The 16,052-nt window shown below is 42.9% G+C and carries 16 protein-coding genes; 10 read left to right on the forward strand and 6 right to left on the reverse strand.

Annotated elements, in window-relative coordinates; translation table 11 throughout:
- Nucleotides 1–126: 126 nt before the first annotated feature.
- Genes ABIE26_RS25370 through rfbB form a run of 5 tightly spaced genes read left to right on the forward strand, consistent with a single transcriptional unit; the run spans nucleotide 127 to nucleotide 5,104 of the window.
- Nucleotides 127–1,440 carry a UDP-glucose dehydrogenase family protein gene (locus ABIE26_RS25370; RefSeq protein ID WP_310146706.1) on the forward strand — a complete coding sequence of 438 codons (1,314 nt, stop codon included), beginning with the start codon at nucleotides 127–129 and terminating at the stop codon, nucleotides 1,438–1,440.
- Nucleotides 1,440–2,429 (forward strand): UDP-glucuronic acid decarboxylase family protein, encoded by a 990-nt coding sequence (locus ABIE26_RS25375; protein WP_310146708.1) that lies wholly within the window; start codon nucleotides 1,440–1,442, stop codon nucleotides 2,427–2,429. Before ABIE26_RS25370 ends, ABIE26_RS25375 begins: the two co-directional genes overlap by 1 nt.
- 8 nt (nucleotides 2,430–2,437) lie before the next feature.
- On the forward strand, nucleotides 2,438–3,460 hold the full coding sequence (galE, locus tag ABIE26_RS25380) for a UDP-glucose 4-epimerase GalE (RefSeq protein ID WP_310146710.1): 1,023 nt from the start codon (nucleotides 2,438–2,440) through the stop codon (nucleotides 3,458–3,460).
- Nucleotides 3,461–4,027 (forward strand): hypothetical protein, encoded by a 567-nt coding sequence (locus tag ABIE26_RS25385; protein WP_310146712.1) that lies wholly within the window; start codon nucleotides 3,461–3,463, stop codon nucleotides 4,025–4,027. It begins immediately after the preceding gene.
- A gap of 24 nt (nucleotides 4,028–4,051) precedes the next feature.
- Nucleotides 4,052–5,104, forward strand: a complete 1,053-nt coding sequence (gene rfbB / locus ABIE26_RS25390; RefSeq protein WP_310146713.1) for a dTDP-glucose 4,6-dehydratase — start codon at nucleotides 4,052–4,054, stop codon at nucleotides 5,102–5,104.
- A 28-nt stretch (nucleotides 5,105–5,132) separates the two neighbouring features.
- Here the strand turns inward: rfbB and ABIE26_RS25395 are convergent, their stop codons facing one another.
- Nucleotides 5,133–6,365: an ABC transporter permease gene (locus tag ABIE26_RS25395; protein ID WP_310146715.1), complete on the reverse strand. Its 1,233-nt coding sequence runs from the start codon at nucleotides 6,363–6,365 to the stop codon at nucleotides 5,133–5,135.
- 99 nt (nucleotides 6,366–6,464) lie between these two features.
- Complete coding sequence (locus ABIE26_RS25400; RefSeq protein ID WP_310146718.1) at nucleotides 6,465–6,818, reverse strand: HesB/IscA family protein; 354 nt, start codon at nucleotides 6,816–6,818, stop codon at nucleotides 6,465–6,467.
- Nucleotides 6,819–6,947: 129 nt separating this feature from the next.
- Here ABIE26_RS25400 and ABIE26_RS25405 point away from each other — a divergent pair, with 129 nt between their 5' ends.
- The 3 genes from ABIE26_RS25405 to dnaA all read left to right on the forward strand — a co-directional run bounded on the left by ABIE26_RS25405 (nucleotide 6,948) and on the right by dnaA (nucleotide 10,653).
- Nucleotides 6,948–7,478, forward strand: a complete 531-nt coding sequence (locus ABIE26_RS25405) for a hypothetical protein (RefSeq protein ID WP_310146720.1) — start codon at nucleotides 6,948–6,950, stop codon at nucleotides 7,476–7,478.
- 2 nt (nucleotides 7,479–7,480) lie between these two features.
- Complete coding sequence (locus ABIE26_RS25410) at nucleotides 7,481–9,028, forward strand: acyl-CoA mutase large subunit family protein (RefSeq protein ID WP_310146721.1); 1,548 nt, start codon at nucleotides 7,481–7,483, stop codon at nucleotides 9,026–9,028.
- 194 nt (nucleotides 9,029–9,222) lie between these two features.
- Nucleotides 9,223–10,653, forward strand: a complete 1,431-nt coding sequence (dnaA, locus tag ABIE26_RS25415) for a chromosomal replication initiator protein DnaA (RefSeq protein WP_310146723.1) — start codon at nucleotides 9,223–9,225, stop codon at nucleotides 10,651–10,653.
- A gap of 66 nt (nucleotides 10,654–10,719) precedes the next feature.
- Here dnaA and ABIE26_RS25420 read toward each other — a convergent pair whose 3' ends face one another.
- The 4 genes from ABIE26_RS25420 to ABIE26_RS25435 all read right to left on the reverse strand — a co-directional run bounded on the left by ABIE26_RS25420 (nucleotide 10,720) and on the right by ABIE26_RS25435 (nucleotide 13,163).
- On the reverse strand, nucleotides 10,720–11,268 hold the full coding sequence (locus ABIE26_RS25420; RefSeq protein ID WP_310146725.1) for an NUDIX hydrolase: 549 nt from the start codon (nucleotides 11,266–11,268) through the stop codon (nucleotides 10,720–10,722).
- Nucleotides 11,269–11,280: 12 nt separating this feature from the next.
- Complete coding sequence (locus tag ABIE26_RS25425; protein WP_310146727.1) at nucleotides 11,281–12,051, reverse strand: TPM domain-containing protein; 771 nt, start codon at nucleotides 12,049–12,051, stop codon at nucleotides 11,281–11,283.
- 3 nt (nucleotides 12,052–12,054) lie between these two features.
- Nucleotides 12,055–12,498: a TPM domain-containing protein gene (locus tag ABIE26_RS25430; RefSeq protein WP_310146729.1), complete on the reverse strand. Its 444-nt coding sequence runs from the start codon at nucleotides 12,496–12,498 to the stop codon at nucleotides 12,055–12,057.
- Between the two features lie 83 nt (nucleotides 12,499–12,581).
- The gene (locus ABIE26_RS25435; RefSeq protein WP_310146731.1) at nucleotides 12,582–13,163 is read right to left on the reverse strand and encodes a LemA family protein; all 582 of its coding nucleotides are present in this window, start codon (nucleotides 13,161–13,163) and stop codon (nucleotides 12,582–12,584) included.
- Between the two features lie 127 nt (nucleotides 13,164–13,290).
- On the opposite strand from ABIE26_RS25435, the gene ABIE26_RS25440 reads away from it, so the two are divergent.
- Nucleotides 13,291–14,832, forward strand: coding sequence for an NAD(P)/FAD-dependent oxidoreductase (locus ABIE26_RS25440; RefSeq protein ID WP_310146733.1), 1,542 nt, complete (start codon nucleotides 13,291–13,293; stop codon nucleotides 14,830–14,832).
- Nucleotides 14,833–14,933: 101 nt separating this feature from the next.
- Entirely contained in the window at nucleotides 14,934–15,293 is a 360-nt protein-coding gene (locus tag ABIE26_RS25445) for a CoA-binding protein (RefSeq protein ID WP_310146734.1), read from the forward strand.
- Nucleotides 15,294–16,052 lie beyond the last annotated feature (759 nt).

Raw genomic sequence — 16,052 nt, forward strand, 5'->3', positions numbered from 1 at the left:
TCTTAGCCGAAGATACTTTAATATAACTAAAACAGGATAATATATGAGTTTATCGTGCTGTCGCAGGCGCAAAAATAAGGTTTCTGCCACATGATCACTCCTCACCTAAAAACAAAAATATAATATATGAAAATAGCCGTTATTGGAACCGGGTATGTAGGTCTAGTTACAGGTACCTGTTTGTCGGAAACAGGGAACAATGTAATCTGTGTAGATATCAACGAAGCAAAAGTGCAGCAGATGCAGGCGGGTGTGGTGCCGATCTATGAACCGGGACTGGATGTGCTTTTCCACCGGAACATTGCCCAGGGACGACTTACTTTTACAACCGACCTTGCCCATGCAGTTAAAGATGCACAGATCATCTTTATGGCGCTGCCTACGCCGCCGGGAGGGGATGGTGCTGCCGACCTTTCCTACATTCTTGGTGCAGCAAAAGATATCTCCAAACTGGTAACCAGTTACAAGGTTATTGTAAACAAATCTACCGTTCCTGTAGGTACGGCCGATAAGGTGCAGGCAGTTTTTGCTGCCAACACCGATGTGGAAATTGATGTGGTTTCTAACCCTGAGTTCTTGCGTGAAGGCGTTGCTGTAGAGGATTTCATGAAGCCTGATAGGGTGGTTATCGGTACAAGGAGTGATAAAGCACAAAAGCTGATGAATGAATTGTACGGACCTTATGTAAGACAGGGGAACCCGATCCTGTTTATGGACGAACGTTCATCTGAGCTGACAAAATATGCAGCCAACTCTTTCCTGGCTACCAAAATCACTTTTATGAATGAAGTGGCCAATCTTTGCGAGATAGTGGATGCAGATGTGGACGCGGTGCGTAAAGGCATTGGCTCGGATGCCAGGATCGGCAAACGTTTCCTGTTCCCTGGAATAGGATACGGTGGCAGCTGTTTTCCTAAAGATGTTCAGGCCCTGGCCAAATCTGCTGATGAGCACAATTATGACTTCCAGATCCTGCGGTCTGTGATGCAGGTGAATGAAAAGCAGAAGACCATTATTGTTGATAAATTGCTTAAATATTATAAGGGTGATTTAAAAGGTAAACATTTTGCTTTATGGGGACTGGCCTTTAAACCAGAAACAGATGACATCCGTGAGGCACCGGCATTGTACATTATCGATGAACTGATAAAACACGGAGCCACGGTTACTGCTTTTGACCCTGAAGGTATGGCCAATGTAAAAGGCCTTATCGGCGATAAAATAAAATATGCACAGAACCAGTACGAAGCATTGATTGGTGCGGATGCGCTGCTGATTGCTACAGAATGGTCTGTTTTCAGGAACCCTGATTTTGAAAAGATGGAAGAGAGCCTGAGCAATAAAGTGATTTTTGATGGCCGTAATTTATACGATCTGCAAAAAATGATCGATCTGGGATATTATTACAATAGTGTTGGCCGTAAGCTTATAAATAACTAATGAAGAGGAAAAGAGTTTTAATTACCGGTGCAGCAGGTTTTTTAGGTTCACATTTGTGCGATAGATTTATCAAAGAAGATTACCATGTAATTGGAATGGATAACCTGATTACCGGCGACCTGCAGAATATTCAGCACCTGTTTGGATTGGAAAATTTTGAATTTGCCCATCACGACGTTTCTAAATATGTATATGTTGCTGGAGAACTGGATTATATCCTTCACTTTGCCTCGCCCGCAAGTCCTATCGATTATTTAAAAATCCCAATACAGACCCTGAAAGTTGGGTCGTTGGGTACGCATAACCTGCTTGGACTGGCAAAAAATAAAAATGCGAGAATGCTGATTGCTTCTACATCGGAAGTTTATGGCGACCCAAGTGTAAATCCGCAGCCTGAAGAATACTGGGGCAATGTGAATCCGGTTGGACCGAGAGGTGTCTACGATGAAGCCAAACGTTTTCAGGAGGCAATGACCATGGCCTACCATACTTTTCATGGCCTGGAAACACGTATTGTAAGGATATTTAATACCTACGGACCAAGGATGCGCCTTAATGATGGTCGGGTGTTGCCTGCTTTTATTGGCCAGGCTTTGCGCGGAGAAGATCTAACCGTATTTGGAGATGGCTCTCAGACCCGGTCATTCTGCTATGTGGATGACCTGATAGAAGGGATTTATCGTTTGCTGCTGAGCGATTATGCGCTGCCGGTTAACATAGGGAACCCTGACGAGATTACCATTAAGCAGTTTGGTGAAGAGATTATAAAATTAACCGGCACCAACCAGAAACTGGTGCTGAAAGATTTGCCTGTTGATGATCCTAAACAACGCAGACCGGATATTACCAAGGCCAGGTCTATATTGGGCTGGGAACCTAAAGTAAGCCGGGCCGAGGGTTTAAAAATTACCTATGAGTATTTTAAGTCGCTGCCACAGGAGGCATTGACAAATAAGGAACATAAAGATTTTACTGGATATAACCGTTAAATAAAAGCATGTCAAAAATATTAGTAACCGGCGGAACCGGGTTTATTGGTTCTCATACTGTAGTTGAGTTGTATAATGCAGGCTATGAAGTGATCATCGTTGATGATTTTTCCAATTCCAATCCTAAAATATTACAGCAGATAGAAACAATAACCGGCAACAAGCCTGAGTTTGTGCAGTTAGACCTTTGCGACGATGCCAAGGTGAAAGATTTTGTTGCGAAAAACAGCGACATTAGCGGAGTGATTCATTTTGCTGCCTTTAAGGCAGTAGGGGAATCCGTTCAGCAGCCTTTAAAATATTACCGGAACAACTTTTACTCGCTGATCAATCTGATCCTTGCATTTGACAGCAAAGTTAACCTGGTATTCTCATCTTCCTGCACCGTATATGGACAGCCGGATGTTTTGCCTGTAACTGAGGATGCACCAACAAAAAAAGCAGAATCGCCTTATGGCAATACCAAACAGATTGCAGAAGAGATTTTGCAGGAGACCTGCGCAGTAACACCTGGCTTAAAGGTGACTTCGTTGCGTTATTTTAACCCGGTTGGTGCGCACCATACGGCATTGATTGGTGAATTGCCTATTGGTGTTCCGCAAAACCTGGTTCCTTTCATTACACAATCGGCTATAGGTAAACGCGGGCCGATTACCGTGTATGGAGATGATTACAACACACCCGACGGCAGTGCCATCAGGGATTACATCCATGTAGTAGATCTGGCCAAAGCCCACGTGGCTGCAATCAGGCGCCTGGAAAGCGGCAAAGCTACATCCAACTATGAAGTGTTTAACCTCGGTACAGGCAAGGGCTCTTCTGTGTTAGAGATCATTAAGGCTTTTGAGCAATCAACAGGTGTGAAACTGAATTACACCATTGGTGCAAGAAGAGAGGGCGATATAGAAAAGGTTTGGGGAGATGTAAGCAAATCGTCGAGGGACCTGGAATGGAAAGCTGAACTGAATCTGCCGGAAATGATGTCATCTGCCTGGAAGTGGGAAAAATATTTACAGGAAAATCCTTTTTAAATGTTGCTGAGCGAGCATGCAGCCCTGAAACTGGAAATCAAATCCCTTCCTGTAAAGGAAAAGGATAAGCTGTTGCTCAGGCTAATAGCCAAAGATAAAGTCTTAACCGAACACCTGCACTTTAAATTGCTGGAGGACCAGCAGGATCTGGTATTGCGCCAGGAAAAGCTAACGGCAATTATAGACGAGGGTATAGGGGAGCTACTGAACAGTAAAAAACCGAATTCCAAGGAAACTTTACTCCGGATGCGGAAGCTAAATGGCAGCATAAACCACCATTTTAAAGTAACAAAAGACATTGCCAGTGAACTGGAACTCAGGCTCCATTTGCTAAACCAGATTCCTGTTGAATTTGATGAAAGTATTTTTTCTGCACTTTATAAGTTCAGCGAGAAACTAAACGTTTACTTTGTGAAAGCAACTGTTTCTTTGCTGAATAAATACCGCAAGGTGCATGAAGATCTGCAATTTGACTTAAAGGCCTCTGTAAATGAACTGTTAAATAAGATTTATAGCAATAAAACAGCAGCTATAGCCAAAGAGCTTGGCTTGCCTGATGAATTATAAAATGAATAGAAACGATTGATACCAATGAAGAAAATATTAATAACAGGTGGGGCAGGCTTTATTGGCTCCCATGTTGTACGTCGGTTTGTGAACAGCTACCCTCAGTATGAGATAATAAACCTGGACAAATTAACTTATGCAGGTAACCTGGCCAATTTAACGGACATAGAAAATAAACCAAATTACCGTTTTATTAAGGCTGATATTACTGATGCTGCCGAGATCAATGAGCTGTTTCAGCGTGAAGCTTTTGATGCGGTAATCCACCTGGCTGCGGAATCTCATGTAGACCGCTCTATTGCAGACCCGACGGCCTTTGTGATGACCAATGTGATTGGTACGGTAAACCTGCTGAATGCAGCGAGGGAATACTGGAAGGGTAATTATGACAGCAGGCGTTTTTACCATGTGTCTACTGATGAGGTTTATGGTGCACTGGGCGAAACCGGCATGTTTACCGAAACTACCGCCTATGATCCGCATAGTCCGTATTCGGCATCCAAGGCTTCTTCCGATCATTTTGTAAGGGCATACCACGATACTTATGGACTGGATGTGGTGATCTCGAATTGCTCTAATAATTACGGATCGCATCATTTTCCGGAAAAGCTGATCCCACTGGCGATCAACAACATCAAAAATAACCGGCCAGTACCGGTGTATGGTAAGGGCGAGAACGTACGCGACTGGCTTTGGGTGGTAGATCATGCCAGGGCAATCGATGTGATATTTCATCAGGCAAAAACCGGAGAGACCTATAACATCGGAGGCCATAATGAATGGAAAAACATAGACCTGATTGAGCTGTTGTGTAAAATTATGGATAAGAAACTGGCCCGCGAATCGGGAACCTCTGCTAAATTGATCACCTTTGTGACCGACAGGGCGGGGCACGACCTGCGCTATGCCATAGACTCTACTAAACTGCAGGAGAAACTAAACTGGGTTCCAAGTTTACAATTTGAGGAAGGATTGGAGAAAACAGTAGACTGGTACCTGGAGAATGAAAAGTGGCTTTCTGATGTTACATCAGGAAATTATCAGGCTTATTATGAAACACAGTACCACGGAAGATAAATAAAAAAGGGGCCTTTAAGGCCCTTTTTTATTCGTATCTTAATGCTTCTACCGGATCTAGCTTGGAAGCTTTTTTTGCCGGATAGTAACCTGAGACAATTCCTACCAGAACACAGAGTGCAAAGCCACCGAATATCCAGCCCCAGGGTACGATAAATGAACCGCCCATGGCCAGTGATATGACATTTCCTATAGCGATACCCAGGAATATTCCGAAGGCACCACCCATTAGGCAAATCATTACTGCTTCAATCAGAAATTGTTTGCGTATTATCGCAGGGTTTGCCCCGATTGCTTTTCTGATGCCTATTTCGCGTGTTCTCTCTGTTACAGATACCAGCATAATATTCATTAGACCGATAGAAGCACCGATCAGTGTAATGACACCGATAGCTATACCGCCCCAAACAATATAGCGCAGGTTTTCAAACAAGGTTTGTGCCATGGCATCACTCTTGGTAATTTCAAAATTGTTCGGATCGGTAACCCTTATTTTTCTAATGTTCCTGAACAGGGCTGTAGCCTCGCCAATCACGTTATCTATAATGTCATTGCCTGGAACAATAACTGTAATGGTATAGGATGGGTTTGAATTGGAGTTAACCAGTTTAGCTTTTTTGAGCGGTATATATACAGCGCGGTCGCCGCTAAAGCCCATACTCTGTCCTTTGGATACCAATACGCCAATAACTTTTAACCGGGTGTTGCCGGCATTAATGATCTGATCAAGAGGAGACTGTTTTTTAAAGAGCTTTTCGGCAACTTCGCTGCCAATGATACAGACATTGTTTGCAGACAGGGATTCTGATAAACTAAAATTGCGTCCCTGGGCCAGTTCGAGTCCCTGCGAACTCAATCCATTCTCATCTACACCCTGCATGGTAATGTTCGGATTGGTTTTTTGAGTGCCAAATTTAACAGTGATTGCCCTGCTGGCAAAAACGCTTACTGCAACTTTGGCTGGTGTATTTAAGCGCTCTTTAAAGGTCAATGCATCTTCATAGCGGATAGACTTGAAAGGTTTCTGCCGTTGTCCGGATCCGCCGATCCTGATTCCGGTACCCCGGTTCCTGATGGTGAAAGAATTTGCGCCCATACTGGAAAATGCTTCCGTCATACTTTTTTTAACTGCATCCAGTGTCGTTAAAATCCCCACAAGTGCAGAAAGGCCTATTGCAATAATTAATGCGGTAAGCATAGTACGCAATCGGTTTCCGGTGATGGATTGTATCGCTAGTTTTACGTTTTCGGTATAGGTCATGCAGAAGAATAGATAAATTGGGATGCTAAAATAAAAGTCCTGTTGTTAAGACAACAGGACTTCCTATAATGTTACAATAGCATGCAAATAATTGCAGGACTACACTGAAAAACTGGTGCCGCAACCACATGTGCTGGCTGCATTTGGGTTACTGAAGGTAAAACCTCTCGAATTCAATCCATCCTGCCAGTCTACCTGCATACCCAACAGATACATTTGGTGTGCTTTATGCATAAAAACCTTTATCCCGTCAATGATAAATTCCTGATCCCCATCTTTTTTCTGGTCAAAACCAAGCACATAATTCATTCCCGAGCACCCTCCACCCTCAACACCTACACGCAAGCCGAAATCTTCTGTAATTTCCTGCTGGTTTTTCAATTTATTCAGTTCCTTTACAGCACCTTCTGTAAAGGTTACCGGTGCAAACGCTGTATCTACAGTATTACTCATCGTATCCAAAATTAATTTTATGCCCTCTTTTGCGGCGTTAAAAAAAACGTTTAATAGAGCAAATATAAATCAAAATGTACATTTTTGTCGGTACTCAGATTAATTATTACGGTATTTAAACAAAGCAGGATGGATATAGAAAAATTTTTAACCGATGCGGGTGTATTGATAATAGGAGGTGTTGCTACGGTTTCTGCAGGTTATTATTTAATTAAAGGCGATATCCGTAATTATTTAAGGCTAAGGTTTGCAACTCAGAAAAAGGAGGAAAACCAACAACTGCTGTCACTACGCCTGCAGGCGCATGAACGTTTGATCGTGTTTATTGAAAGAATAAATCCGGCAAACCTGTTTATCCGGCTTCACCATCAGGGGATATCGCTTCCTGAACTTCAGGCTATGGTGCTGAATGAAATCCGGTCGGAGTTTCAGCACAATGTTAGTCAACAGTTGTACATCAGCGCTGCTACCTGGAATGTAGTTAAGCAACTGAAAGATGATACTCTTGCCATGGTGAACAATGGTGTTAAAAGCTTACCTGCTGATGCGATGGGAGTAGACCTGAGCAAAAAAGTACTCCAGCACATGGCGGAGCTTGGAAATAATCCGTACGATCTGACATTGGATCTTCTTAAAAAAGACATACATCAGCTGTTTTAAATATGAGCGATAAAAAATTTACCACCACATCGGGTATAACTATAAGAGAAGTATATACTGAAGCCAGGACAGAGATGGAACTGCCTGGAGCATTTCCATATACCCGGGGAATACAAAAGGATATGTACAGGGGGCGGCTATGGACCATGCGTCAATATGCGGGTTTCTCGACTGCCGAAGAATCCAATAAGCGCTATCATTACCTTTTGAAACAGGGAACGATGGGGCTCTCTGTTGCTTTTGACCTGCCTACGCAAATTGGTTACGATTCGGATCATGAGATGTCTGAAGGAGAGGTGGGGAAGGTTGGTGTTGCGATAGACTCCTTAAAAGACATTGAGATATTGTTTGATGGCATTGAACTTCAGAAGATCACCACTTCGATGACCATCAATGCCACTGCCTCAATTTTGCTGGCCATGTATATCGCACTTGCCAAAAAGCAGGGGGCTGATATTAAACAAATCTCCGGTACCGTACAAAACGATATCCTGAAAGAATATGCCGCCCGCGGCACTTATATTTATCCGCCTAAACCGTCGATGCGGATCATTACAGATATTTTTGAATACTGCAGTAAGGAAGTGCCCAAATGGAATACCATCTCTATTTCGGGATATCATATTCGTGAAGCCGGATCGACAGCTGTTCAGGAACTGGCCTTTACCCTTGCTAATGGAAAGGCTTATCTGAATGCTGCGCTTGAAAAGGGGCTTGACATTAATGTTTTTGCAAAACGCTTGTCGTTTTTCTTTAATTGCCATAACAATTTCTTTGAAGAGATTGCCAAATTCAGGGCTGCCAGAAGAATGTGGGCCAACATTACCAAAAGCCTGGGTGCTACGGATGAGAAGGCACAGATGCTGCGGTTCCATACACAAACAGGAGGATCGACTTTAACTGCCCAGCAGCCTTTGAACAATGTGATCAGGGTGACGAACCAGGCTATGGCAGCGGTTTTGGGGGGTACACAATCGCTGCATACCAATGGTTATGACGAAGCACTTTCCTTACCTACGGAAGCTGCGGCAAAGATCGCCCTGCGCACACAGCAGGTTATTGCTTTTGAAAGTGGGGTAACCGACACAGTTGATCCTTTAGCAGGTTCTTATTTTGTAGAAAGTCTTACAGATGAAATTGAGACAGCCGCGCAACGGTATATCGACAAAATTGATGCAATGGGCGGTTCAGTAAATGCAATTGAAAATGGTTACATCCAAAATGAAATTGCTGATGCTGCTTACCAGTACCAGGTGGAAGTCGAAGACGCAAGCAGGGTGATTGTAGGAGTCAATAAGTTTGTTCAGGAAAAGGAGGGGATCAACGATGTATTTACGATTGATGAATCTATCCGAACGATACAAACGGAGAAGCTGGATAGGCTTAAGGCCGAACGGGATAATGACGCGGTTAAAAATGCTTTACAGGAGCTTGAAAGGGCTGCCAGAAATACTGACAATCTGATGCCGTTTATTCTTTGTGCGGTAGAGGCCTATGCTACACTTGGAGAGATCGCAGATGTGATGCGCAATGTTTTTGGAGAATATTAAAAATTATGTTAATAAATAGTTATCAACATAAAAAATTGAGGTTAACCAGGGTATGGTATTGCTGTTTAAGTACTTACCAAATAAATGAAAATTAAGTTTTTTTTGTTGATAATTTTTTGAATATTCGATCTCTCGAACGGGTTCATTTAATGTGCTCAAATCGTTACTGTAAACCAACAAATTATAGAAGGACTATGGAAAAAACTTGCATCGAAGTATGGAAAAACTGTCTCCAAATCATAAAAGATAATATTCCGACCCAAAGTTTTAAAACCTGGTTCGAACCTATATCCGCATTGAAGTTGGAAGGCAATGTTTTAACTATACAGGTGCCAAGTTTATTCTTCTACGAGTGGTTGGAAGAACATTATGTTGGATTGCTCAGAAAAACGGTAAAAAAGCAGCTTGGAGATGAAGGTCGGTTGGAGTATAACATTGTGGTAGACAAGTCGTCTAACTCGGGTTCTCCTTATACTACCAATATGCCAAGTAACGGTAACGGTGCCGATGCCAAAAAGCAGTCGATGCCGATTCCGGTTTCTATAAATAAGGACATTAAAAATCCTTTCATTATTCCGGGTTTAAAAAAGCTGAATGTAGATCCTCAGCTAAATGCGAATTATACTTTTGAGAACTATATAGAGGGAGATTGTAACCGTTTGGCCCGCTCTGCAGGTTATGCTGTTGCTGCCAAACCAGGTGGCACATCTTTTAACCCCCTGATGATCTATGGAGGAGTAGGACTGGGAAAAACACACCTGGCTCAGGCTATAGGTAACGAGATCAAGAGAAACATGCCGGATAAACTGGTGATCTATGTCTCCTGTGAAAAATTTTGCCAGCAATTTGTAGATTCACTTAAGAACAATACCATTAACGACTTTGTTAATTTTTACCAGGCAATGGATGTGATCATTATGGATGATGTACACAATTTTGCAGGTAAGGAAAAAACACAGGACATATTTTTCCATATTTTTAACCATCTGCACCAATCGGGCAAGCAGGTAATTTTATCGTCTGATAAAGCGCCAAAAGACCTGGCCGGTTTGGAAGAACGCTTGCTGAGTCGTTTTAAATGGGGGCTTTCAGCAGATCTGCAGGTGCCGGATCTGGAAACCAGGATCGCCATCCTTAGAAAAAAAATGTATGCAGATGGGATAGAACTGCCAACCGAAGTAATAGAGTATGTTGCACATAATATAGACAATAACGTTCGGGAACTTGAAGGCGCAATGGTATCCTTACTGGCGCAGTCTACATTAAACAAAAAAGACATCGACCTGGCTCTGGCCAAGCAGATGTTAAAGAACTTCATTAAGAATACTTCTAAGGAGATCTCAATGGAGTACATTCAGAAACTGGTATGCGAGTATTTCGAAGTGCCGGTTGATATGGTAAAGTCACAAACCCGAAAGCGCGAGATCGTTCAGGCAAGGCAGATTTCCATGTATCTGTCAAAAAGCCATACCAAGTCGTCATTAAAAACAATAGGTGCTTTTTTTGGTGGAAGGGACCACTCTACAGTAATCTATGCCTGCCAGACGGTAGAAGATCTGATAGATACAGATAAAAAATTCAAAGGTTATGTGCACGATATCCAAAAGAAATTGAAAATGAGCTAAGTGGGTTCGTTTACTAAAAAGCCCTGTAAGCAAAACTTACAGGGCTTTTTAATTTATTGGACTGCTCTAGGCTTTTTCAAGCTGCATTAAGCCATAAAATAAGGCTGCACAATGCAGGGCCTGGTCTATTTTGTTGTTTGCCAGCAACTGCTTAACCTCGGCTACTGTATATTTCTCTACATTCAGGATTTCATGTTCATCTAAATGTTGGTCATGTGTTTTTGTCCCCCCTTTTAGCAGAAAGGTATAGGTTACATTATTGGCTGTCGCCGGATTTGGGTATAAAGTCGCTATAAGTTCTGCGCTTTTAAAGGAATAACCGGTTTCTTCAAGTAATTCCCTTTTGATGGCGTCTTCAGGAAGTTCATTCCCGTCAATTACCCCGCCCGGTACTTCCAGGGAAACAATATCTGCAGCATGACGATACTGGCGTACCATAATGATTTTATTTTCTTCGGTAAGTGCTATGGCATTTACCCAATTTGGGTATTCCAGTACATAATAATCGTCTTTTATGCTTCCATTCTGTAATTCGCAGGTGTCCACCCTAAGTGTGGCCCACTTTTCTTTCACCAGGTATTTTGATGAAAGCTTTTTCCATTTTAATATTTCCATTCAGTTTAAAAATTACCAGCTGCCACTGCTTCCGCCTCCGCCGAAACTGCCTCCGCCAAAACCACCGAAGCCGCCACCGCCGCTACTTCCGCCGCCCCAGCCTCCGCCTCCGCCGGAACCGCGGTTTCCGCCAAGTAACATGCTCCAGAAAAGTGCATCAGCAACACCCCGACCGCCAATAACCTGTCCGCCACCGCCACCACCGCCTCTTTTGAGCAGCACAATCACAACTACTATAATGATAATGATTACAAAAACTCCCGAGGTACCGCTGCCGCGTTTACCGGCTTTAGGTTTGTCGTTTTTATATTCACCCTTGGTTACGCTAATGATGGCATCGGTACCAGCATCAAGCCCCTTAAAGTAATTTCCTGTTTTAAAATAGGGTTTAATATCGTTATCGATGATCCTTCGGGTATACATATCGGGCAGCACACCTTCTACCCCATAGCCGGTTTGTATGGCTATCTTTCTGTCGCCCAATGCCACCAAGACTACAACGCCATTGTCTTTACCTTTGGTGCCTACGCCCCAGTTACGGCCAAGTGCCATCGCATACTCGTTGATGTCGTATTCACCAACTGATTTTAAGATCACTACAGCTACCTGGATGGATGTTGAATCATCAAAGGCGACCAGTTTTTGTTCCAGCTGCTGAATTTCGCTGCTTGTAAGTGTTCCGGTATAGTCGTTAACCAGCGTATTGGGTTTAGCCGGAAATTCCTGGGCAAAGCCTGCTGAGGTAACGATGATCAAAAATAAGGCTATGATTAACTTTTTCATTGCCTAAACGATTTTGTGTTGATCCATAAAAATGATGTCATTAGGGAGTTCATTAATGTCGCCCCCTTCAAAAGGGAAGAAAGTCGCCAGTTTTTCTCCTGCGAGTACAACACCAGCAATAATTCCCTGTACAATATTGCCACCCGAAAAGTGTGCTTTCATTGCTACCTGGGTGGTCTCCCAGAAATCGGACGGTACCACTCTGTTGATGCCACTATCGCCAATTATTGCAAATTTATGGTCTTGGTAGGCCAGATAAATCAATACGCCATTGTGTTTAGCGGTTTTGCCCATACCTAGTTTTGAAAAATAGGCGGCAGCTCTTTCAAAAGCATCGCCCGGGCAATGCGCTTCTATTGCAATTCTGATTTCGCCTGAAGTTGCTTTTTCAGCTTCAGAAATTGCATTGGCAATAAGTTCCTGGTCTTGTTCTGTGAATATGCCCATGATTAGGATTGTTTAATAAGAATTAAGGGTAATGAATGTTTGATCATTAAACACGCATTACCCTTAAATGTTGTTACGGTATACTAGAACTCTACTTTCGGGGCTTTTTCTGCTCCGGCTTCGGCTTTAAAGCCCGCTTTCTGGCTAAAACCAAACAGACCTGCCATCAAGTTGTTCGGGAATGACCTTACTTTTGTATTGTATACCTGAACAGATTCGTTAAAATCCTTACGTGCAACCGCGATCCTGTTCTCAGTTCCAGCGAGTTCGGCCGAAACATCCCTGAATTGTTCTGTGGCTTTTAGCTGAGGGTAGTTTTCAGTTACCATCAATAAGCGGCCTAAAGCCTGGCTAACCTGGCCTTGTGCTGCCTGGAATTTCTCAATACTTTCAGGGGTTAATTTATCCGGGTCTACAGTAACTTGTGTTGCTTTGGCGCGCGCCTCTGTTACCTGTGTTAATGTGCTTTGCTCAAATTTAGCTGCCCCTTTTACAGTGTTCACTAAATTCGGGATCAAATCTGAACGGCGTTGGTACTGAGTTTCTACCTGGTTCCATTTTGCCTTTACATCTTCATCCAGTTTAACCATACTGTTATAGCCACATCCACTCATCGCTACAACCAGGATTAAGATACCTGCTATCGCCAATACTGCTTTTTTCATTTTTCTTTTTGTTTTAGTTTCTCTGGGCCTGTTTTTGCCAGGCTTTCTGTTAATAGGTGTTAATTTACACATTAGAACTCAATTTCCGTACCTTTGTTACAATTCAGGATAAAAACCTGACAGGTTTATGCAAAAAGAAATAGAAATTACCATGACTCCCGAGGAAAGGGAGTCTGAAACACTACGCTTAAAAAAGCTTGCAAATGCCTTACATATAGATGTATTGCGCATTAAAGGGCATAAAGTCCTCAAAAGATCTATTGATGCACGGTCAAGAAAAGTAATTTATCGGTTACAGGTAAGGGTATTTATTGATGAGGCTCCTTTGGCAGAGATTTATACTGTAGACTATCAAAATGTCAGTAATGCCAGGCCGGTCATTATTGTCGGTGCTGGTCCGGCCGGTCTGTTTGCTGCACTGCAATGTATAGAAAATGGATTAAAGCCAGTCGTATTAGAACGAGGTAAGGATGTAAAACAACGCAGAAGGGACCTGGCTGCAATCAATAAAGAAGGAATAGTCAATACAGAATCCAATTACTGTTATGGTGAAGGCGGGGCCGGGACCTATTCTGACGGTAAGCTTTATACGCGTTCCAATAAGCGCGGAGATATCAATAAGGTATTGCAGGCTTTTGTACAGCATGGGGCAACTGAAGACATTTTAATTGATGCAAGGCCCCACATAGGAACGAACAAGTTGCCTCATATCATTACCGCTATCCGGGAGACCATTTTAAATGCAGGGGGAGAAGTTCATTTTGATCAGAAAGTTACCGATATACTCGTTGACTTTGGAAAGGTTAAAGGTGTTGTGGTTAATGAAACAGAGCGTTTACTTGCTGATGCGGTGATTCTGGCCACAGGTCATTCGGCCCGCGACATATACGAACTGTTGCACCGTAAAGGTATCCTGGTTGAAGCCAAACCTTTTGCGTTGGGTGTAAGGATAGAACACCCTCAGGCTATTATAGATGCTGCACAGTACCATTGCGACGTCAGGAGTGAATTTTTACCCCCGGCCTATTATAGTCTGGTTGAACAGGTGGGGAGCAGAGGAGTATTTTCCTTCTGTATGTGCCCGGGAGGGATTATTGCCCCCTGCGCCACTTACGAAAATGAAATTGTGGTAAATGGTTGGTCGCCCTCAAAAAGGAACAATCCCTTTGCCAATTCAGGTACGGTAGTACAAATCACACTGGAAGATGTAAAGGGTGAAGATCCTTTAAAGATGATGCACTTTCAGTCGGAGATAGAGCAGACAGCTTTTAAGCTTGGTGGGGGCAATCTGGTTGCGCCTGCACAGCGGATGGTCGATTTTGTTGAGGGAAGACTTTCTGCTGATCTTCCCAGGAATTCTTATTTGCCCGGTACGAAGAGCGTGATGCTCAAAGATACCCTGCCTGATTTTGTGGCCTCAAGCTTAAAACTTGCACTGCCCGTTTTTGGGAAAAAGATGAAAGGCTATTATAGCAACGAAGCCGTTTTAGTAGGAGTTGAGAGCAGGAGTTCATCGCCGGTACGTATTCCGCGCGACAGGGATACTTTTCAGCATCCACAGGTAAGTGGTTTATTTCCATGTGCTGAAGGGGCTGGGTATGCTGGTGGTATTGTATCTGCTGCAATAGACGGGGTTAATTGCGCTAATGCGGTTTTGAAAATCGTTTAAGGCAAACAGATTTTAGCAGGTTTTGTTATAGAGTATACATCGTGTACGCGGCTTTTCATTGCGCTTTCTGCATAATGATGTGCTGGTAAAAAAATAAGATAGTGAAAAAGACATTAATTATAGGGGCAAGTCCCAATCCATCGCGATATGCGTATCTCGCGGCCAATATGCTCCAATCCAAAGGACATGAAATTGTGAATGTAGGTATAAAAAGAGGGGCGGTTGCGGGGGTGGAAATAGAAGAGCCGGGGCATATCCATTCCGATATCCATACCATTACTTTATATATAGGCCCTCATTTGCAGCCGCAATACGTGGATTATATCCTGAAGACCAAACCTAAGCGCGTGGTTTTTAATCCGGGAACTGAAAATGCCACGCTTGAAGATCTACTGGAGAAGAATGATATTGAAACTATAGAGGCCTGTACGCTGGTCTTATTGTCTACAGGACAATATTGATTATATTACTCATTGATATGAGCCCTTAAGACTTGAAAGTTTTAGGGGCTTTTTTATGTGGTACCTGGAGGTGCTATTTTCTTCACAAAGCGCATGCATGTTCACATCTTGTTCACCCCTGCTTCACACCAAAGCCACAAAAGGGTACCTTTTTGTGAAGAAAGTGTGTAGAATGTGTGTCTGATGTGAGGATTAATTGTCGGTTAGCCTGGATTTTTGCCTTTGCTGCTCTGAGGGAGAAGGGGCAGGAATAACCTGAAGATTTATTTTTAGAATTTTTTTCAATTTTTTCTTATTGTTTTTTAGTGAGTTAAGTTTTTTCTTGTTAAAAGTTGTTGGGGATAGTTTGCGGGGATAGATATTTTTTCTACTTTTGCAACCCGCTTCGGAGGAAGGGAAACAGAGAGGGTGATTAGCAGAAGGATGATTTGAGGAGATGAAGGAGTAGAGATTGTATTTCTTTTGTTGAGCTGTGAGGCGTTGAAAACAGGAGAAAAAAAAGTTTAAAAAAAAGCTTGACAATACTAAAAAGATTTCTACCTTTGCAATCCCAAACACAGGGAGCCTGAACGACGGAGTTGTTCAGGGAATAAAAAAAGATTGAAACGCTGCAGATTGAAACTGACTCTTGGACGAAACAGACCAGGGAGAAACAGAGATCGGAAAGCGAAGAGATATAAGAAGAGCCGCGAGGGGATTCGAGAAGTTCATTAAAGAGATGTCATTTATAAGCGTAGCGAGGTAAAACAGTACGGAATC

Origin of the sequence: Pedobacter africanus, assembly GCF_040548825.1 — a bacterium.
GTDB lineage: Bacteria > Bacteroidota > Bacteroidia > Sphingobacteriales > Sphingobacteriaceae > Pedobacter > Pedobacter africanus_A.